Origin of the sequence: Algoriphagus sp. NBT04N3 (genome assembly GCF_019443765.1) — a bacterium.
GTDB classification, from domain to species: Bacteria; Bacteroidota; Bacteroidia; order Cytophagales; family Cyclobacteriaceae; genus Algoriphagus; species Algoriphagus ornithinivorans.
This window is the reverse complement of record NZ_CP048415.1, coordinates 2,028,247-2,046,657: the sequence shown is the minus strand read 5'-3', so window position 1 is coordinate 2,046,657 and position 18,411 is coordinate 2,028,247. Positions and strand designations below refer to the sequence as shown.

The 18,411-nt window shown below is 39.7% G+C and carries 17 protein-coding genes; 8 read left to right on the top strand and 9 right to left on the bottom strand.

Annotation, left to right across the window (positions count from 1 at the left end; translation table 11 throughout):
- The first annotated feature begins 3 nt into the window (after positions 1-3).
- The 5 genes from pyk to GYM62_RS08910 all read left to right on the top strand — a co-directional run bounded on the left by pyk (position 4) and on the right by GYM62_RS08910 (position 5,729).
- Positions 4-1,428, top strand: coding sequence for a pyruvate kinase (gene pyk, locus GYM62_RS08930; protein ID WP_091649817.1), 1,425 nt, complete (start codon positions 4-6; stop codon positions 1,426-1,428).
- A gap of 183 nt (positions 1,429-1,611) precedes the next feature.
- Entirely contained in the window at positions 1,612-3,477 is a 1,866-nt protein-coding gene (locus GYM62_RS08925) for a fasciclin domain-containing protein (protein WP_255590644.1), read from the top strand.
- A 108-nt stretch (positions 3,478-3,585) separates the two neighbouring features.
- On the top strand, positions 3,586-4,650 hold the full coding sequence (locus GYM62_RS08920) for a sensor histidine kinase (RefSeq protein ID WP_219959145.1): 1,065 nt from the start codon (positions 3,586-3,588) through the stop codon (positions 4,648-4,650).
- Positions 4,589-5,359, top strand: coding sequence for a LytTR family DNA-binding domain-containing protein (locus GYM62_RS08915; protein WP_219959144.1), 771 nt, complete (start codon positions 4,589-4,591; stop codon positions 5,357-5,359). The genes GYM62_RS08920 and GYM62_RS08915 overlap by 62 nt, the downstream gene beginning before the upstream one ends.
- 1 nt (position 5,360) lies before the next feature.
- Positions 5,361-5,729, top strand: a complete 369-nt coding sequence (locus tag GYM62_RS08910; RefSeq protein ID WP_255590643.1) for a hypothetical protein — start codon at positions 5,361-5,363, stop codon at positions 5,727-5,729.
- Here the strand turns inward: GYM62_RS08910 and GYM62_RS08905 are convergent.
- From GYM62_RS08905 to GYM62_RS08885, 5 genes are read right to left on the bottom strand one after another with little or no spacing between them, the layout of a single operon-like run.
- Positions 5,722-7,296, bottom strand: coding sequence for an NFACT RNA binding domain-containing protein (locus GYM62_RS08905; protein WP_219959143.1), 1,575 nt, complete (start codon positions 7,294-7,296; stop codon positions 5,722-5,724). The two genes, GYM62_RS08910 and GYM62_RS08905, sit on opposite strands and share 8 nt — an antisense overlap.
- Positions 7,296-8,060: an MBL fold metallo-hydrolase gene (locus tag GYM62_RS08900; RefSeq protein WP_144603109.1), complete on the bottom strand. Its 765-nt coding sequence runs from the start codon at positions 8,058-8,060 to the stop codon at positions 7,296-7,298. The genes GYM62_RS08905 and GYM62_RS08900 overlap by 1 nt, the downstream gene beginning before the upstream one ends.
- The gene (locus GYM62_RS08895) at positions 8,057-8,335 is read right to left on the bottom strand and encodes a hypothetical protein (RefSeq protein ID WP_091649833.1); all 279 of its coding nucleotides are present in this window, start codon (positions 8,333-8,335) and stop codon (positions 8,057-8,059) included. The genes GYM62_RS08900 and GYM62_RS08895 overlap by 4 nt, the downstream gene beginning before the upstream one ends.
- Complete coding sequence (locus tag GYM62_RS08890) at positions 8,336-8,713, bottom strand: response regulator (RefSeq protein ID WP_091649836.1); 378 nt, start codon at positions 8,711-8,713, stop codon at positions 8,336-8,338.
- Positions 8,710-9,462, bottom strand: a complete 753-nt coding sequence (locus tag GYM62_RS08885) for a response regulator (RefSeq protein ID WP_144603113.1) — start codon at positions 9,460-9,462, stop codon at positions 8,710-8,712. Before GYM62_RS08885 ends, GYM62_RS08890 begins: the two co-directional genes overlap by 4 nt.
- A 42-nt stretch (positions 9,463-9,504) precedes the next feature.
- Here GYM62_RS08885 and miaA point away from each other — a divergent pair, with 42 nt between their 5' ends.
- Complete coding sequence (miaA, locus tag GYM62_RS08880; RefSeq protein ID WP_219959142.1) at positions 9,505-10,422, top strand: tRNA (adenosine(37)-N6)-dimethylallyltransferase MiaA; 918 nt, start codon at positions 9,505-9,507, stop codon at positions 10,420-10,422.
- On the opposite strand, the gene GYM62_RS08875 is transcribed toward miaA, so the two are convergent.
- Both GYM62_RS08875 and pfkA read right to left on the bottom strand, forming a co-directional pair.
- Positions 10,400-10,735, bottom strand: a complete 336-nt coding sequence (locus GYM62_RS08875) for a hypothetical protein (RefSeq protein WP_144603117.1) — start codon at positions 10,733-10,735, stop codon at positions 10,400-10,402. The genes miaA and GYM62_RS08875 overlap by 23 nt on opposite strands.
- A 1-nt stretch (position 10,736) precedes the next feature.
- Positions 10,737-11,711 carry a 6-phosphofructokinase gene (gene pfkA, locus GYM62_RS08870; RefSeq protein ID WP_144603120.1) on the bottom strand — a complete coding sequence of 325 codons (975 nt, stop codon included), beginning with the start codon at positions 11,709-11,711 and terminating at the stop codon, positions 10,737-10,739.
- Positions 11,712-11,926: 215 nt separating this feature from the next.
- Between pfkA and GYM62_RS08865 the strand changes: the two genes are divergently transcribed.
- Entirely contained in the window at positions 11,927-12,817 is an 891-nt protein-coding gene (locus tag GYM62_RS08865) for an aldo/keto reductase (RefSeq protein ID WP_219959141.1), read from the top strand.
- A 71-nt stretch (positions 12,818-12,888) separates the two neighbouring features.
- Positions 12,889-15,063 (top strand): acylase, encoded by a 2,175-nt coding sequence (locus GYM62_RS08860; RefSeq protein ID WP_144603126.1) that lies wholly within the window; start codon positions 12,889-12,891, stop codon positions 15,061-15,063.
- Between the two features lie 242 nt (positions 15,064-15,305).
- Here GYM62_RS08860 and msrB read toward each other — a convergent pair whose 3' ends face one another.
- Both msrB and GYM62_RS08850 read right to left on the bottom strand, forming a co-directional pair.
- Positions 15,306-15,725: a peptide-methionine (R)-S-oxide reductase MsrB gene (gene msrB / locus GYM62_RS08855; RefSeq protein WP_144603131.1), complete on the bottom strand. Its 420-nt coding sequence runs from the start codon at positions 15,723-15,725 to the stop codon at positions 15,306-15,308.
- A 43-nt stretch (positions 15,726-15,768) separates the two neighbouring features.
- Positions 15,769-18,153 (bottom strand): penicillin acylase family protein, encoded by a 2,385-nt coding sequence (locus GYM62_RS08850; protein ID WP_219959140.1) that lies wholly within the window; start codon positions 18,151-18,153, stop codon positions 15,769-15,771.
- Between the last annotated feature and the right edge of the window lie 258 nt (positions 18,154-18,411).

Here is an 18,411-nt window from a genome sequence, read left to right as displayed (position 1 = left end):
TCAATGAGTCATATTAACAAAACCAAAATCCTCGCAACTATAGGCCCAGCCTCCAATAATTATGAAACAATCAAAAGCTTGGCTGCTGCGGGGGCAAATGTGTTTCGATTAAATTTTTCTCATGGTACTCATGACATCCACGAGGAAGTCATTCAAATCATCCGAAGGGTCAATGAAGAGCAAAATCTGAATTTGGGTATCCTTCAGGATCTTCAAGGTCCTAAAATCCGGGTAGGTGAAGTGGAAAACAATGGGGTAGAAATCAAACCTGGGGAGCCAATCACCATCACCAATGATCCAGTAGTGGGTACCAGTCGATTGGTGAGCACAGTTTATCAAAACCTCCCTAATGATGTGGTTGCAGGGGACAGAATTCTAATCGATGACGGAAATCTAGAAGTTGTAGTAAACGATACAGATGGCAAAAATGTCAACTGTACCGTTATTCACGGAGGGATTTTGAAATCCAGAAAAGGAATCAATCTTCCTAATACCAAAGTTTCTGCTCCTTCTTTGACTGAAAAAGATATTGAGGATCTTGAATTCGGTCTTTCTCAGGATGTTGACTGGATTGCTTTGTCTTTTGTAAGATCTCCAGAGGATATTTATGATTTGAGAGAAAGAATCCAAAAAGCAGGAAAGGTTTGCAAAATCGTTGCAAAGATTGAAAAGCCTGAGGCTCTTGAAAATATAGATGCCATCATTGATGCTACTGATGCGATTATGGTTGCAAGAGGTGACTTGGGTGTGGAAGTTCCAATGGAGATAGTTCCTCTCTGGCAAAAAAGAATGGTGGAGAAATGTAAGCTCGCTTGTAAGCCTGTAATTATTGCAACCCAGATGATGGAAAGCATGATTCAGAATCCGAGACCAACCCGGGCTGAAACCAATGATGTAGCCAATGCTGTCTTAGATGGTGCAGATGCAGTAATGCTTTCTGCTGAAACAGCTTCTGGAAAATATCCTGTAAATGCAGTAAAAGCGATGAGTAGTATTATCAGCTACTTAGAGCAGAATGCAGAGATCTATCATAATCTTTACAAGATTCCTGAAGACGATACCACTTTCTTAAGTAATAACCTGTTATTGATGGCTGCCAGACTTTCTAGAAACGTCAAGGCTAAAGCAATTGTAGGCATTACCTCTTCAGGATTTACAGGATTTAGAATTGCTTCCCACAGACCTTTGGCCAGTATTTTTATTTTCACTAGAAATAAGCAACTGATCACTCAAATGTCTTTGGTATGGGGCGTGAGAGCATATTTATACCAAAATCAGGTTTCAACAGATGCTACTTTTGAGGATATAGAAAAAACCCTGAAAAGGGATGATCATGTCAGCGCAGGTGATATTATTATCAACACGGCAAGTATGCCACTAAAAGCTAAAGGCAGAACTAATATGTTGAAGATTCATCAGGTAACCTGATCCTTCTAAGGTTTGATACTTTAAAATCCTCAATAGTTATTCTGTTGGGGATTTTTTGTTTTTAGGATCACAGTTCAAAGAAAAAATAAGACAGTTTAAGCTTCTTTTGATACAGGTCAGAGTAAAACTCGTATCCTAATTTCTACTTAAAAGTTTTGATAGCAAACTAACCAATTTAATGCTATGACAAAATTATTTAAGTACCTGTTCATCGGGACTGCGCTTTTTTCGATGTTTTCCTGTCAGGAAATTGTCGACGCAGATCCAATAGAAGGAAGAACTGTCGTATCTGTGGCCCAAAATGAGGGTCTAACTACGCTAGTCGCTGCTGTTCAGGCTGTACCAGGCTTGGAGTCAACTTTACAAAGCCAGTCTTCCATTACTGTTTTTGCTCCAACCAATGAAGCTTTTGCAGCTGCTTTGGATGCTTTCGGCGCAAGTGATTTAAATGAATTGGTTGCTAAATTAGGAGGAGCTACAAATCTCCAGACTGTTTTAGGCTTCCATGTTGTACCAACCAGAATTTTATCATCTTCTCTTTCTGGGACAAGTACTGTGACCACTTTGGCGGGGCAGCAATTAACTGTCACCAGAAGTGTAGGCGGAATAACTGTAGTGGATGCCCAAGGAAATACTGCCAATGTATTAGAAACTGACTTGCAGTTTCAAAATGGTGTTATGCACATCATTGATAGAGTGTTGCTTCCATCCATTGAATTGCCAAAGCCAAACTTGGTCGAGGCAGCTAATGAATTTGGTTTAAATACCCTTTTAAGCGCTGTAAATGCCGTGGATGGGTTAGGTAATACTTTACTTTCAGCTGGAGAAATAACTGTTTTCGCGCCAACCAATGAGGCTTTTGCCGCAGCGTTGGAAGTTTTTGGTGCAGCGGATTTGAATGAGCTAGTGATCAAACTGGGGGGAGTTGCCAATCTTGAAAAAGTATTAGGGTTCCATGTTGTCCCAGCAGTTGCTTTCTCAGGAGATTTGCAAGCAAGCAATACATTCACGACAGTTGCTGGACAGGACTTATTGGTTGAAGTTTCTGGAGGTTCAGTTACTGTGACTGATATATTAGGCAGAACAGTAAACGTGGTTGCTGCTGATATAGAAATTGCCAATGGAGTAGTTCATGTTGTGGACGGAGTACTTCTACCAGATTTGATGCTTCCAAATGTAGTAGAGGCCGCAACTGCTGCAGGGTTGACAACTTTGATTGATGCAGTGACCGCCGCGGATCTAGGAGGAGCATTGCTTGGAGCTGATGCAATTACAGTATTTGCGCCTACCAATGATGCTTTTGGGGCAGCTTTACAAGCATTCGGCGCTGCTAATCTTTCTCAATTGGTGACCAAAATAGGAGGCGTAGAAAACCTTCAAACTGTCCTTGGTTTTCATGTTGTTCCTGCGGTGGCTTTTTCCACTGATTTGAACGCAAGCAATACTTTTACCACTCTAGCAGGGCAGGAGCTCATGGTTACCGCTGGAGGCTCTGGAGTGACTGTGACGGATGCATTAGGAAATACAGCTAATGTAGTGACTGCTGACGTCGCCATTTCTAATGGAGTGGTGCATGTCATAGACGGGGTCTTGTTGCCGGAATATAATCTTCCAAATGTAGTGGAAGCAGCAACAGCTGCTAACCTTTCTGTTTTGTTGGACGCTGTAACTGCCGCTAATTTGGGACAGACATTATTGGATGCGGATGAAATTACAGTTTTTGCCCCTACCAATCAGGCCTTTGTGAATCTATTGAATGCTTTGGGTTTTTCTTCTCTTCAAGAAATGATCTCCAATCTAGGGCTTGAAGCTGTTCAAAAAGTATTAGGATTTCATGTGGTACCAACAACGGCTTTCTCATTTGATCTAGCTGAGGGAACTCAAATGGTACCAACTCTAGCCGGAGAAGATCTAATGGTAACCCGATCTGGAAATCAAGTGACAGTCACTGATGCCAATGGACAAACTTACAATGTTGTAGCAGCTGATGTGGCGATAGAAAACGGTGTTGTTCACGTAATCGACGGGGTATTATTGCCAACCCTTTAATCTGGTAATCAACTATAACCACAATTGAGGGGCAGGTACATCTGCCCCTTATTTTTCCATCGTAGGTTTCTGTACATTTACCAACCGTGATGAAAGTCAAGCAGCGATATGTTCAGCCATCGATTTAAATTTATCTTTCCAGGATTGTTAGGGGTTTATTCTTTCTTGAATATCCTTATTCTTGATGGTGATAGATTGTATCAGGCTGCATTGCCAGAGGCCCAATTATTTTCACTTATCCTGGTACTTTGTTACGCTGTTTGGTTGATTAATTGGAGTTTAGAGCGCTTTTTTTCTTATTCATTCAAGAATTTCCATCCGCTATTAGCTCAATTTTTGGGAAGTTTTGTTTTGGTAGCTGGATTAGCGGCACTTTCAGTACAAACCACCTCTTTTTTATTTGGAGGGCCTTTTGTAAACTCGATACCGAATTTTCTGTTGACTCTCGGTTTTTTATTTAGAATTAACCTCTTCCTAAATTGTGTCAATGCAATTTATTTTTTCTTTAAAAAATTTACAGAGAAAAAGTTAGAAGCAGATAAGTTAAGATTGCTGTCTACTGAAGCCAAATTAGAATCCCTCAATTCACAGTTAAATCCTCATTTTTTCTTTAATAATCTCAGTGCTCTTTCAGTTTTGATCCATCAGGACGTGGGGAAAGCAGATCAATACCTTCAAAAATTGAGTGCTACCTATCGATACATTCTTCAAAATAAGGTATCAGAACTAGTTAATTTAAAAGATGAATTAGTCTTTCTGGAGGACTATATAGAGCTTTTGCAAATTCGATTTCAGGATTCACTCAGCTTTAATTTTTCAATTTCTGAAAAAGCAAAAAACAAATTGATTCCACCAGCCGTACTCCAATTGCTGGTAGAAAATGTGGTTAAGCATAATTATTTCACGAAAAAGGAACCATTGATTGTTCAGATTTCTGCGGATGATCAAAGTATCAGTGTTGGAAATGTGAAGCAATTGAAAGAAGCCGTGGAGGATTCTACGGGAATTGGCCTCAAAAACATTTCCGATAGATATAGGTTTTTAAATCAGTCCATTAGGATTACCGATCAGAAAGACTGGTTTGAAGTAGTTTTACCATTGTTAGAGACCCATGAGGATACTTTTAGTCGAAGACGAACCTTTAGCTCAAGACAGAATCAAATCGATCATTGAGCATCATTTTCCATCCTGGACTATTCATTCTGCTGTACAAAGTATCAAGGAACTTCGGGAAGAGTTAAAAAGTCCTGATGCTTTTGATATTATTCTTTGCGATATCCACCTTGCTGATGGTTTAAGTTTTAAAGCTTTCGAAGGGAGGGAAATTGCTCATCCGGTCGTATTTATCACAGCCTATGATCAATATGCATTGCAGTCTTTTGACCATAATTGTATTGACTATGTACTTAAGCCTATTGACGAAAACAGGTTGGTTCAAGCTTGTCAAAAAGCTGAAAAACTCTGTATTTCAAATTCGGGTTTAAACTTAAACTCAAGATTGATAGATAGATTAATAAGTCACTATAATTCAAAATCTTACAAAAAAAGATTTTTGGTAAAAGTTGGGAATAAATTCAGTTTTATTTCCAGTGACAAAATAGCTTATTTCTATTCGGAAGAAGGTTTTACCTACGTTGTAGAAATAGGCTCTTCTTCCCGATATATGATAGATCACAGCTTGCAGGAACTTCAGGATAATTTATTGGATCCTCAGCAATTTTATAGAGTCAATCGATCCATTATTATTAATCTGGATGGCCTGATGGAGATCAAACCTTACCTGAATGGGAGGCTTGTTTTATCTTTAAATGCCCGAAGTGAGGCTGCTATAGTTGTGGCAAGAGAAAGGGTGAGTGAGTTTAAAAATTGGATCAATCAATAACATGTTGACAAAAATATTTTTTCTATTTATCGCAACTCTTTTGATTTCGAATCTAGCCCATAGTCAGGTAATAGAACGTCCAGCCTATGATTCTTTGAAAAGAACTATTCTTGCTTTGGATCAAGAAGTCTATGAAGTGAAACTGAATTTACATCAAGCTCAAAGCCAACTGAAAACCGGGATTTTTGTAGCCACCATGGGATATACAATCACCATTATTGGTGGTCAATTATTAGGGTCTAATCCTGATTTGGGAAAGTCACTCCTATATGTGGGAGGAGCCACAGGTATCGCCGGAACTTTTGTTCTAGTCAAAGGATTTAAAAAGCTCTCTCTAAGAGCTCCTGATCCTCCTTTGGGTATTAGGTAGAGAGCTCCTCTGAAGGGCCTTCAGGCGCTACCATTATCACCGATTCTCTATCTACCATGACTGCACCTGGAGCAAGACCTTTCACCTTTCTTACAAACTTTGCTTCAGTGTAAATCACTGGAGCCAAGCTTTCAGTTTTGTATTTTGAATAATAAGCTGCCAAAGAAGCCGCTTTTTCAAGCACTTGATTGGGGACTTTCTCCTTGCCCTTTGTTCTGATGACAACGTGAGATCCCGGAACCTGCCTTGCATGCAACCATAAATCATCTTTGTGAATATAGTTTCTCAGCATCTCATCATTATCCTTGGCAGATTTACCCACCCAGATAGGGAAACCGGCATATTCGAATTGCCTAAAAGGAAGACTGACACTATCCTTTTGGAGCGACTTATCTTCTTTATGTGATTTTTTAAAATCCTTTAAATCTCTATAACCATCCAGGTTTTCCAACTCAAAGAGCTTGGTTTCCAATTCCTCCTTTTTTGCTTTTTTAGAAGCGATAGCCTGTTCAATCTGGTCTAATTCAAGCTGCCTATTTTTACTTTTTCTGTAAAGGTTTTCAGCATAATCTTGAAGTTTCTGATTGGGTTTTAGCTTTACTTCGACTTCTTCTCCTGAATAAAAATTGGTAAAGTGATAGGTTAATGTACCTGGCTTAAACTCATGAATATGAGCCATTATTACATCAGCTAATTGAGAAGGAGGGGCGGCTTGAATCAATGCCTCCAGCTTCTCTTGAGATTTTTTGATATAGCTTTCAGTTTTCTTGAGTTCATCCCAATATTTCTTCAGCAAAGCCCTCTTTTCTTTTTCAAAAGAGCCCACGACCATGGCTTTATAAAAAAGCTCATTCAATGCATCTACGGGGTTGGCGAAGGTTTTTTGGATATTGGAATCAGGAAGCAAGGTCAAATAAACTTCCTCCTCTTTTTGAGCCAAGGAAAAAAGCGGGCTGTCGAGCATGTCCAACAACTCCTGCATGAGTGCCCACTTTTCATTGATGCTTGCCTGTATGTATCCCCGCTCTTTCAACCATTCCCGAGGAATCTTCCCGAGAGTTGGCAAAAACTGGGAAGCATTGCCTACAAGCCTGAAAAATTGTTCTTGACTTAAATCCAAGGGTTTTTCTAAATCGGGCCAGTATAGACTTTTATCTTCTACAAATTCATTTCTGAAAACCCGAATGGGTAGCTTATTTCCAGATTGATAATGAAGCACATTACTTCGATTTCCATGCAGTTTAAACAACAAAGTTCCTCCAGACTCCAATTCCAATCTAAAAGCCCTTTCATAGCTTAATACTTTGCAGGAACTGATCTTTTCTCTTATTAACTCTGGAAAAAGGTCTACCGAATTCCTTTTAGCTCTTTTATAATCTTCAGGAAAAGCAAAATAAATCTGAGGAGGTAAAAAGTGCGCCCGGATGTACCGATGATTTTCTCCTGATTCAGCTTCTATAACCAATTCATCTTTGCTTTGAGAAAAGCAGGAGATAATGGTCATTCCTTTCAATTCCTGCTCAAGTTCAGGGCAGAGGTATTTAAGAAAATGATAATTGAGATGCATTAGTCCAAAGTTAACTCTAATCCATCGTAGGCCAGATGAATTCCTTTAGGAAGCTCTTTCTCAACTTCAGCATGGAGTCCCAGTTTATGGGAAATATGGGTAAAATAAGTGTTTTTCGCTCCGAGACTTTCTGCCATTTCTATTGCTTCGTCCAAAGTAAAGTGGGAAATATGGGGCTTTTTTTGAAGGGCATTGAGGACGATGGTCTCAGAGCCTCGGATCAAATCAATAGATGAATCGGGAATGTGATTGGCATCTGTTATATAGGTAAAATCGCCGATTCTAAACCCTAAAACTGGTAATTTATAATGTAAAACCGGAATAGGAGTGATGGTAATGCCTTCTATGGTAAAGCTTTGTTCATCAATTTCTATGGTTTCAACCTGAGGGACTCCCGGATATTTTTGACTGGAAAAGATATAAGAAAACTCCCTACGAATTTGATCCAGCACTTGAGCTCTTGCAAACACTGGCATATCTTTTTGCTGGGCAAAATTAAATGGTCTAATATCATCCAGACCAGCGGTGTGATCCTTATGCTCATGGGTAAATAGTACGGCATCTAAAGTGCTTATGCCACTTTGAAGGATCTGAGATCGAAAGTCTGGACCCGTGTCAATTACCAAACTCAGTTCGCCCACTTGTATGTGAATAGAGGACCTATATCTTTTATCCCTAAAGTCCAAAGATTTACAGACCGGACATGAGCAGCCAATGACTGGCACTCCCTGTGAGGTTCCTGTTCCTAAAAATCGTACTTTCAAAATTTTAATTGGGTTTGTTGCAATTCTTTTAAGAAATCCTGAACGGACTTCTCTTTAAAATCCTGAGGATTGAATTGAAGTTCCCCTAAAATGTCGATCAATGCATTAATTTTCCCTTCTAGCGGGAAATATTTGTTGACAATGACGATTTTGGTGTCTTTTAATACACAATAGCCTGATTTAAAGCTCCCTTTTTCGTAGCGCAAAACGTAGTCTGATGCTGCGAATAAGTTTTCGAGCTTATCTAAAAAATGCTTTGTGTATTTGACAGCCATTTAGCTTAGGAATTTTTTCACCGTAGCCAAAACCTGATCGTAATCAAGAGGTTTTTGAATAAAGTCATCAAAACCGGCCTTTCTGAAATCATCATGAGTCATGTTGTGGATATTTCCAGAGATGGCAATGATAGGCAGTTTGGATTTTTTCTCATCTGCCAATTCACGGATTGCTTTGGTGCAAGCGATTCCATCCAAGACCGGCATGCTGATATCCATCAAAATAAGGTCGAAATCCTCCTTGGCTAAAAGATCCAAAACTTGCTGTCCATTTCGGGCTGCTGTCATTTGGTAATTTTCAAATGCCAATACATTTTTCGTCAGGTTGATAATGACTGAACTGTCTTCACCTACCAAAATTTTCTTGTCTGCATTCATAACTCAAAAATAGTTGCTTGATTTAAATATTGTTTGAAAGATTGTATTTCTTCTTCTAATTGATTCAGTTGGTCGGGGATTTCTTCTAAAGATCCTTTTCTACCGGATAGTTCAAGAGTCTGTGCCGCAAGAAATATTCTATTGGCCCCAAGGGTGCCCGAGTTGCCTTTCAAAATATGAATAGAATTGCTCAAATCCTCTAAATTTTTGCTTTCATATGCAATCTTTGATTTTTTTATCAGTTGATCGCACTCCTGCAAAAAGTCAAGATATACCTGTTTGATCATTTCTGGGTTGTTGTATTTTGTCAATTGCTCAAAAACTTCTCGGTCCAGAATATTTTTTTGGAGTGTTTTTTCTGTGCTTTCTTCCTCCGGTAAAGTTTTTGAGTCCAGGGTGTTTTGAATCAAGTTTAGAAATTCTCTTGGCCTTATCGGCTTGACCATAAACTCATCAAAACCTTGAGAAAGGAAGGTTCCCCGATCTGATTCATCTGCATAGGCCGTGATTGCAATAATCGGACAATCAGCTAATTCGCGCGATCTGATTAGCTTCATGGCGGAAATGCCATCTAATTCCGGCATCTGAATATCCATTAAAATCAGGTCGAAACTCTGATATTTTAATTTCTCCAATGCTTCCAGACCATTCCTTGCAGTTTCACAATACCAGGATTGACTGATGAGATTTTCGAAAAGCTTTCTATTGAGATCATTATCATCAACGATCAGGATGCTTTTGCTTTTCATTCCTTTACTTTAGAATTTTACATCAAATCAAATCCTCAGGACTTGTCTGAAATACCTACATTAATTTTGGTTGTTGGCCCCACTGCAGTTGGGAAAACTAACCTTTGTTTAAAGCTAGCTAAATTTTTCAATACCGAAATCATTTCTTGCGATAGTAGGCAATTTTATAAAGAAATGAACTTAGGTACTGCAAAACCTACCCCGGATGAACTGGCTCAGGTTAAGCATCACTTGATTGATTCGCTGTCTATTGAAGATGTATATGATGTGAAGAAATTCGAGCAGGATGCTATGAATATTTTAACTCAACTCTTCAAAGAAAAAAAAGTCGTCATTATGACCGGTGGTTCAGGCTTATTTGCCGACGCCATCACAGAAGGCTTGGATGAAATGCCGGAAGTTGAATCCGAAATCAGAACTCAAATTATCCAAGAGTATGAAGAAAGAGGTATAGAATTTTTGCAGGAAGAGGTCAAAAAAGCAGATCCTGAATATTTTGAAACTGTCGACAGGCAAAATCCCCAAAGACTTATGCGAGCCTTGGAAATCTGGAGGGGCACTGGCAAGAAGTTTTCTTCATTCAGGGTAAAGCAAAAGGTGGAAAGACCCTTTCAAACCATTAAAATTGGACTGAATCGGGATAGGGAGGAATTATACCAAAGGATTGACCAACGCATGGAGGAGATGATCTGGGCAGGTTTATTTCAAGAGGCAGAAAGCCTTTTCAAAAAAAGACATTTGAATGCCTTACAGACCGTAGGTTACCAAGAAATATTCTCCTACATGGAAGGTGAATATGATAGGGAAGAAGCTATCCGCTTATTAAAAAGAAACTCCCGCCGATATGCCAAGCGTCAATTGACCTGGTTTCGACGGGATTTAACTATTCACTGGTTTCATCCTGATCAAGAATCAGAAATCATCCAGTGGGTTCAAACTAGATTGTCTGAAAACCACTGATTTTTGCCACCCAATTGTAAGGTGCTTTTTTGATCAGTTGATTGTATTGAATCCGATTATACTTTAGCTCTCTGACTACCTTTAAGGCATCTTTTATTTTGGATTTTTTTTCGTCTGATTCTTTCAGTTTTTCCAAAATCACATCTGGATCTACTAAACTACCTGCAGTTAGTTGAAACTCAGGAAAGGCCAAGCTTAATTGAGTAAGCAACTCTTTTTGAAGGTTGAGTTTCCTTTGTAAGGAAGTTTTAACGGTTAAGAAAAAAAGGAGACAAGCGCCTCCTACAGTCAGAAATAAAGGGATATAGCCCATTTTAGATACTTAAGATTTCTATCAGTTTCAAATGATCTTCAATCAGTGGTTTGGTTTTACCAATGCAGTCTCCAAATGGAGTGTAAACAACCTGCTGATTCATCACTCCGGCCATGCAGTTCACTTCTCCTTTCAACAGACCTTCTACAGCTGCCATTCCACATCTACTTGCTAAAACTCTATCTCGGGCCGTAGGGTTTCCACCTCTTTGAATATGTCCTAAAGTGGTCACCTTAAATTCCTTGGTAGTGTCCTTGATTTTACTTTTAACTTTCTGCATAATCTCCTCGGCATTCCCTGCATCATCTCCTTCTGCTACTACGATAATGCTGGAAGATTTAGTCTTCCTGAGGTTTTTCAAGGACTTTACCACTCCTTCTATATCAGTAGCAGTCTCCGGAACCATCACGAATTCCGCTCCGCCTCCGATACCCGATTCCACAGCAATAAAGCCTGCATCCCGTCCCATCACTTCTATGAAAAAGATTCTATCATGAGCAGCAGCAGTATCCCGAATCTTGTCGATTGCTTCCAAAGCGGTATTAACCGCAGTATCAAATCCTATGGTGTAATCTGTTCCATAGAGATCGTTGTCTATAGTTCCTGGACAGCCGATAGTTGGTATCCCAAATTCTTCGAAGAAAATTTTTGCACCTGTAAATGTTCCGTCTCCTCCGATTGCGACAATTCCTTCAATTCCATGTTTCATCAGGTTGTCATAGGCTTTTTTTCTGCCTTCCGGAGTTCTAAATTCCTTTGATCTGGCAGATTTAAGGATGGTTCCCCCGCGCTGAACAATATTACTTACAGAGTAGGAATGCATGCGTTTTATATCACCTTCAATCATTCCTTCATATCCGCGATATACTCCGTAAACTTCCAGTCCTTTAAAAATAGCTGTTCTGACAACAGCTCTCACACAGGCATTCATTCCTGGACTATCACCTCCTGAAGTAAAAACGGCAATTTTTTTCATGTTTTCTGTATTATCTAAAAGGTCAATAAAACCAATCCCTCGATAGAATTCCCATGGGGGAAAATCTTAGATCGTCTAGTTTTAATAAAATAGGTTTTTAAGCCCCGCAAAAATAGGGATTAAAGGAGGAAAGCCGTAGTTTCTGGGATGAATTAAGTGGAAAATTTTATCTATGGAATGAAATCATATTTTTGAATTGTAAACCCAAAATCAAAATGAATAGACGAACTCTTCCCCTTGCGGATTTCCAAATACCCGAAATTTCTTTAGGCTGTATGTCTCTTCCTGATAAGAAGAACGAGGGCATAAAAATCATTCAGGCTGCGATTTCTTCTGGAATCAATTTATTGGATACTGCTGATTTGTATCAAAGAGGCTTTAATGAGGAAATGGTTGGTGAAGGCATTCAAGACCGCAGAGATCAGGTGATTTTAGCAAGCAAGGTCGGTAATGAATGGAGAAAAGATGGCTCGGGATGGGATTGGAATCCTAAAAAAGAATACATTCTACGAGCGGTGGATGCAAGTTTGTCCCGTTTGAAAACAGATTACATAGACTTATATCAGCTGCATGGAGGCACTATTGAGGATCCTTGGGATGAGACTTTGGAGGCCTTTGAAATTTTAAAGAAGCAAGGGAAAATCCGAGCTTTTGGGATTTCCTCTATTCGGCCCAATGTTATCCGAAAAGTGATGGAGTTAAATCCTCCTGCCAGCATTATGATGCAATATAGCCCTTTGGATAGGAGACCTGAGGAGGTGGTTTTTCCTGTTTTGGAACAAAGTGAAATCCGGGTTCTGGTAAGAGGGGCATTCGCAAAAGGCTTATTGATAGATAAGGAATCCTCTGATTTCTTGAGTTATCATGCTGAAAAAGTAAAGGCTATGAAGGACTTTTTAAATTCATTCGTCTATTCAACCGAGTCCTTGTTGATTCGCTTTGGCTTAAGCCAAAAGGCAGTTGCATCTTTGGTCATTGGGGCTAGTTCAGTAGGCCAGGTTGAAAAAATGTTGAGAGCCTACGAAGAAGGGATGCAGATAGAGGAAGACTTTATCCAGGCAATTCGAAGGAAATTACCCGCTAATCATTATCAAGATCACCGCTGATCAATTTCTTCTATACAGGATTTTTATTTCCCTTAATTTCAAGATTGAAAATCAACCACCCATAGATACCTATGATTAAAAATATTTGCTTGCTACTTCTGATAGCTTTTATCGCTTGCAGTCCCAAAGTTGAAACAGAATTGGATCGCTGGGAAGCCCGAGCTGCCCAAGTGGAAATAATTCGGGATGACTTTGGAGTTCCTCATATTTACGGAGAAACCGATGCTGATGCGGTGTTTGGACTGCTTTACGCTCAATGCGAAGATGATTTTAGAAGGGTTGAGCGAAATTATGTATGGGCAACAGGAAGATTAGCTGAACTGGAAGGAGAAGAGGCAATTTTCTCTGATTTGAGAGCCAATTTGTACATGACAGAAGAGGAAGCTAAGGCTGCTTATGAAACAGCTCCGGATTGGTTGAAGGAATTATGTGTGGCTTTCGCAGATGGCATAAATTACTACCTACATACACATCCAGAAGTTGAGGCTCAGGTAATTACTCATTATGAACCATGGATGCATTTATTCTTTTTTGAAGGTTCCATAGGTGGAGACATCGAGCAGATACCTCTAAAAGGAATTCGGGAATTCTACGGAAAAGAAATCAGTGTACCTGTTTTGGAGGCAGTTGCTGAATGGAAAAGCCCTGAGGCTTTGGAAGAACCTGCGGGATCGAATGGAATTGCAGTTGCCGGGGAACTGACAGAGTCAGGAAATGCTATGCTGCTTATCAATCCCCATACCTCATTTTATTTCAGACCAGAGGTGCATGTTGTATCTAAAGAGGGTTTGAACGCCTATGGAGCTGTGACCTGGGGTCAGCTTTTTGTTTATCAGGGATTTAATGAAAAAACCGGTTGGATTCATACTTCCACCCGAGTTGACTTTATCGATGAATTTGTAGAAGAAGTACTCCAAAAAGAGGATGGTTCACTGGTTTATCAATATGGAAATGAAGAAAGACCGGTGGAAGTAAAGCAAGCGACAATTAAGTATAAAACAGCCGAGGGGATTAAAGAGAAAACCTTTGACTTCTATAGAACCCATCATGGCCCGATCACTCACGAAATGGATGGAAAATGGGTGGCAACCAAAATCAATTGGGATCCTGTTCAGGCCTTGATTCAAAGTTTTACCCGAACCAAGTTGAATAATTTTGCAGAGTTTAAGGATATGATGAATATCCGTACCAACTCATCCAATAACACTGTTTTTGCTGATGCAGAAGGGAATATCGGCTATTTCCACGGGAATTTTATTCCCAAAAGAAATCCTGAATTTGACTTTTCTGAACCCGTAGATGGATCTAATCCAGCTACAGACTGGCAAGGCTTACACACGGTGGATGAAAGCATTGTGATCCTCAATCCTGAAACGGGCTGGATTCAAAACTGTAATTCCACACCTTACACAGCAGCAGGTGAATATTCTCCGAAAAGGGAAAATTATCCTATTTACATGGCTCCTGATCAGGAAAATTTCCGAGGCATTCATGCAGTTAAAGTTTTGAAAGAGGCTAAAAATTTGACATTGGATTCATTTATAGAATTGGCACATGATCCTTATTTACCTGCCTTTGAGGCTTTGATTCCTGAATTGGTTGCGGCCTATGAAAAAGTAGGTTCTAAGAATAAAGAGGCGATTCAAGTGCTTAAAGCATGGGATTTCCGTACGAGTAAGGAATCAGTGGCTATGTCTCTGGCTCATTTTTATGGGATGAATTATGCGCGAAATGTAGGTTCATTGAATCGCTTCATCGACGATCCATCAATTAGTGGGGAATATTCTAAGCCTAGCGACAATCAAGTCGTGGAGGCTTTTGATCAAACTATTGAGGAAATGAATGCAGATTTCGGATCTTGGAATACCCCTTGGGGCGAGATCAATAGATTTCAAAGACTTTCAGGCGCTATTGATTTGAAGTTTGATGATGATAAACCATACATTCCTGTAGGAATGGCTTCAGGAACCTGGGGAGCTTTGGCAGCTTATGGAGCAAGAAGTACAGAAGATACAAAGCGATTATATGGATATAGAGGGAATAGCTTTGTAGCTGTAGTTGAATTTGGTAAAAAGGTAAAAGCTAAAAGTATTTTAGCAGGAGGTCAAAGTGGGGATCCTAATTCGCCTCATTTTACCGATCAGGCGCAGCGTTATGCTGATGCAAATTGGAAAGATGTGGCGTATTACCAAGAAGATGTTGAAGCTAGAGCAGAAGAGCGGTATAATCCAGGGAAAAGGAAATAATTGTATTGACGAAAAAAGCTCATGTCAATTCGGGCAAGGTCGATGGGTTCTCGACTTCGCTCGAACTGACATTTTATTGAAAAATATATCCGATTTTCTGTCTGTAAGAAAACTGAGGTGCATAAAAGAAGCACAGCAGATCAATTCAACCAAGCTTCGGTCAACTGTCTTCGGTCTCCATAATCGATGAGCAAAGGAGATTTGGCTACTAGCAAGATTCTGGATATTGATATAACCCGGTTTTACTCTCCTTTCTTGAAATCCATACTGACCGAATTGATACAATAGCGAATTCCTCCTTGATCTTTTGGGCCATCCGGGAAACGGTGACCTAAATGTGATCCACAATTTCCACAGAGAATTTCTTCTCGAATCATAAAATGTGAATAGTCCATCTGAACATCTATTGCCTCTGGGCGGATAGGTTCTGTGAAGCTAGGCCAACCACAGCCGCTGTCATACTTTTTCGAAGAGTGAAAAATCTCATTATTGCAGACCTTACACTCGTAAATGCCAGTGTCCTTGTTTAGGTAATATTGTCCCGTAAATGGCCTTTCTGTTCCCTTTTCTCTAAGCACATGATAGGACTCAGGATCTAGTTTATTTTTAAGTTCCTCTTCAGAGAATTGAACCGGATATTCTTTTTTATTTTTCTTGCTCATAGATTTCTATTTAGAATTCTAACCCATCTAATACCAAAGAAGTTTATCTGGGCTTTAATATGAGAGGCTCCTCTGTGCTTTTGATGATGTCCTTTTTATCCATCAACTGATATCGGTATTTCCCTTTGGCGTAAAGATTCGCCTGATCTTTATAGTGTTTGCTAAAACGATTCCCACTTTGACCTGTGGGAAGTACAGAAAGCGATTTTTGAATATTTTGAAAATCTATCAAAATCCGCATAGCCGGTCCAGAGGTAACCCTGTAAATTCCTTCTCCATTTAATTTGAAGGCCAGTTTATTGACTGCTTCATCATTGGCTGGAATCGGATCAGTTTTAACATTGAATATCTTGTCCAGCGGTTTTTTACTTCCTAAAGGGTGGGGATGCTCTGCGATTATTACCTTCTTCCAGTCCCAGTCATCTATATCTTTTCCTAATTGATCGCTAAGCTCATCCAGCGTAATCTGCAAGCTATTGGCAAATATGTCTTTTGCATTTTCTTTTTCGGGGGTTTGTATATCATCCCACCAAGGGCTTCCTATGTTTTTGATAAAGGGAAGGTTGGATCGAATCATCATAAATGTGCCCAGATAATTTTCAAAGCCAACTTTCCCCAGCTCATCTTCCATTGAAAGGCGAAGTGTATGGTATAACCATTTGTAATAAATAGTTGGAGTCGGGGAGTTTAACTCATGATTTCCGTCCCATTGGTTTAGAAGCTCTCGAGCTTTTTCTCTTCCTTGAAAATCAAAGTCCGGGATTTGATCCAGCATGAATTGGGCGATTTGAGAGTGGTCTGTATTGATCACTTCAAGCTGGACCGCTTTAGCATCATCCAAGGTCCAATCATTTTTGGATTGAATAGCCTCAGCGATTCTTAGCCATCTTTCACCGGGATAATAATAGCCAGGAAAAAATACGCCATTTCTTAGGGTGTCAGGTTGATTATTAGCTGAGGCAACAAATCCCGAAGGAGGATTGATACTCATTGGGTTCATGCTGAAAGGGTACCAGCCCTGAGGCATGATTTCGGGATCTGAGCCATTTGCAAAAATCTTGGAATCTACTTTTTCAGATCGGATAGGCAATTTGGCAGCAGCCCACCAAGCGATATTGCCCAAACTGTCACCATACATGATATTCAAACCAGGCGCATGAATGAGCTCTGCGGCATGAGCTACATCCTGCATAGATTTGGCATGATTTATCTTGTAAAGTGACTCTAATGCTCTTGTGGGTTCTGAAGTATATACCCACCAAGAACTAACAGGGTTTTGTGTCAAAGAGGCGATTTCAGAAACTACCCCATTCATGATGGGACCATGAATTGTTTGACGTATTTCAAAATCTACCGGGTCTTGCCCTTTTACCGGGATTTGATCTTTGAGTATAGTAAAGGGAAGAAATTCATCTCCATATCTGTATTCATTGGGATTATTGGGATTCAATTCTACTTCAAAAAAGTCCTGATCATCGTTTTCAAACATGGTCAAGCCCACGCTGTGAAACAAGGAATGTCCAACCAGACCAAAAGGAACACCGGCCAGGTGATTTCCATAAAAATTAAAACCAGGATATTCCAAATGCGCTTCATACCAAACAGATGGAGATGAGAAGCCAATATGGGTGTCATTAGCAAAAATGACTTTTCCGCTTTTCGTTTTAGATCCAGAAATGACCCAACCATTAGAACCCTCCAAAAGAGGAACAGGAAGTTTTTCTAGCATGGATATAAGCCCGCTGCCCGAAGTAGACTTAAGAGAATCAGGATAATGATTTGGGATTACATGGTGTTCTGGAAGTGTATGAACGGATAATGCTTGCAGGTAATTTTCACCGAGTTTTCTGCTCATTTCCGTAATCAATGGATCAGACTTGACTGCCATGGCAAAAGTAAATGACATATAACCCAAAATAGAGTGAACATCATTGATAGTGAATTCCCGGGGCTTTTCTCCCAAAAGGGTATATTCTACAGGTAAAGTGCCTTCTTGAATAAATTGATTTATTCCGGCTATATAGGCTTCAGTGGCTTTTCTCCAAGGAGAATCAGGTTGAGAGTTCCAAAAGTCAGTGGAGCTTTTTGCATGCTCAGGAATTCCCAGCGTTCTGAAAAACTGGTCTATTTCTAGTAAATCCGGCCCTAAAAATTCGGCTAAGGTTCCGGTTCCGACTCTTCTCATCATCTCTAACTGAAATAGCCGATCTTGAGCATGGAGGTATCCAAGAGCCGTATAAGCATCAGCTTGGTTTGAGGCATAAATATGAGGGATTCCGTATTGGTCGAAGTAAACAGTGGTTTCTTCATTTAACCCTTGTATTGTTATTTCCCCTTCATATTGAGGAGTATGCAATGCTGTAAAAACCAATGCGCCGATTGCTAAAATAAAAAGCAAAACGCCTAATACGATTCCTGTTTTTCTCATGTGTCAAAATTTTAGAAAAGATAATTGAAATAAAAATTGAAATCTGCCTCAGGTCAAAGAGATAAAGAAATACAGTGGAAATAAATGGAAATACGCCTTCGGTGAAATAGATAAAGAAATACAATGGAAATAATTAGAAATACGCCTTCGGCGAAATAATAGAAAAGATACCTTTTAAGATAATTTTAAGATATGCCTTCGGCGAAATACGGATCAATTCCCCCTTTGGAAATGTAAACACGGTTTAGGGCGAGGGCT

Coding starts and splice junctions, on each gene's coding strand:
- pyk (WP_091649817.1), top strand. CDS start 4: ATGAGTCATATTAACAAAACCAAAATCCTCGCAACTATAGGCCCAGCC.
- GYM62_RS08925 (WP_255590644.1), top strand. CDS start 1,612: ATGACAAAATTATTTAAGTACCTGTTCATCGGGACTGCGCTTTTTTCG.
- GYM62_RS08920 (WP_219959145.1), top strand. CDS start 3,586: ATGTTCAGCCATCGATTTAAATTTATCTTTCCAGGATTGTTAGGGGTT.
- GYM62_RS08915 (WP_219959144.1), top strand. CDS start 4,589: ATGAGGATACTTTTAGTCGAAGACGAACCTTTAGCTCAAGACAGAATC.
- GYM62_RS08910 (WP_255590643.1), top strand. CDS start 5,361: ATGTTGACAAAAATATTTTTTCTATTTATCGCAACTCTTTTGATTTCG.
- GYM62_RS08905 (WP_219959143.1), bottom strand. CDS start 7,296: ATGCATCTCAATTATCATTTTCTTAAATACCTCTGCCCTGAACTTGAG.
- GYM62_RS08895 (WP_091649833.1), bottom strand. CDS start 8,335: ATGGCTGTCAAATACACAAAGCATTTTTTAGATAAGCTCGAAAACTTA.
- GYM62_RS08890 (WP_091649836.1), bottom strand. CDS start 8,713: ATGAATGCAGACAAGAAAATTTTGGTAGGTGAAGACAGTTCAGTCATT.
- GYM62_RS08885 (WP_144603113.1), bottom strand. CDS start 9,462: ATGAAAAGCAAAAGCATCCTGATCGTTGATGATAATGATCTCAATAGA.
- GYM62_RS08875 (WP_144603117.1), bottom strand. CDS start 10,735: ATGGGCTATATCCCTTTATTTCTGACTGTAGGAGGCGCTTGTCTCCTT.
- pfkA (WP_144603120.1), bottom strand. CDS start 11,711: ATGAAAAAAATTGCCGTTTTTACTTCAGGAGGTGATAGTCCAGGAATG.
- GYM62_RS08865 (WP_219959141.1), top strand. CDS start 11,927: ATGAATAGACGAACTCTTCCCCTTGCGGATTTCCAAATACCCGAAATT.
- GYM62_RS08860 (WP_144603126.1), top strand. CDS start 12,889: ATGATTAAAAATATTTGCTTGCTACTTCTGATAGCTTTTATCGCTTGC.
- msrB (WP_144603131.1), bottom strand. CDS start 15,725: ATGAGCAAGAAAAATAAAAAAGAATATCCGGTTCAATTCTCTGAAGAG.
- GYM62_RS08850 (WP_219959140.1), bottom strand. CDS start 18,153: ATGAGAAAAACAGGAATCGTATTAGGCGTTTTGCTTTTTATTTTAGCA.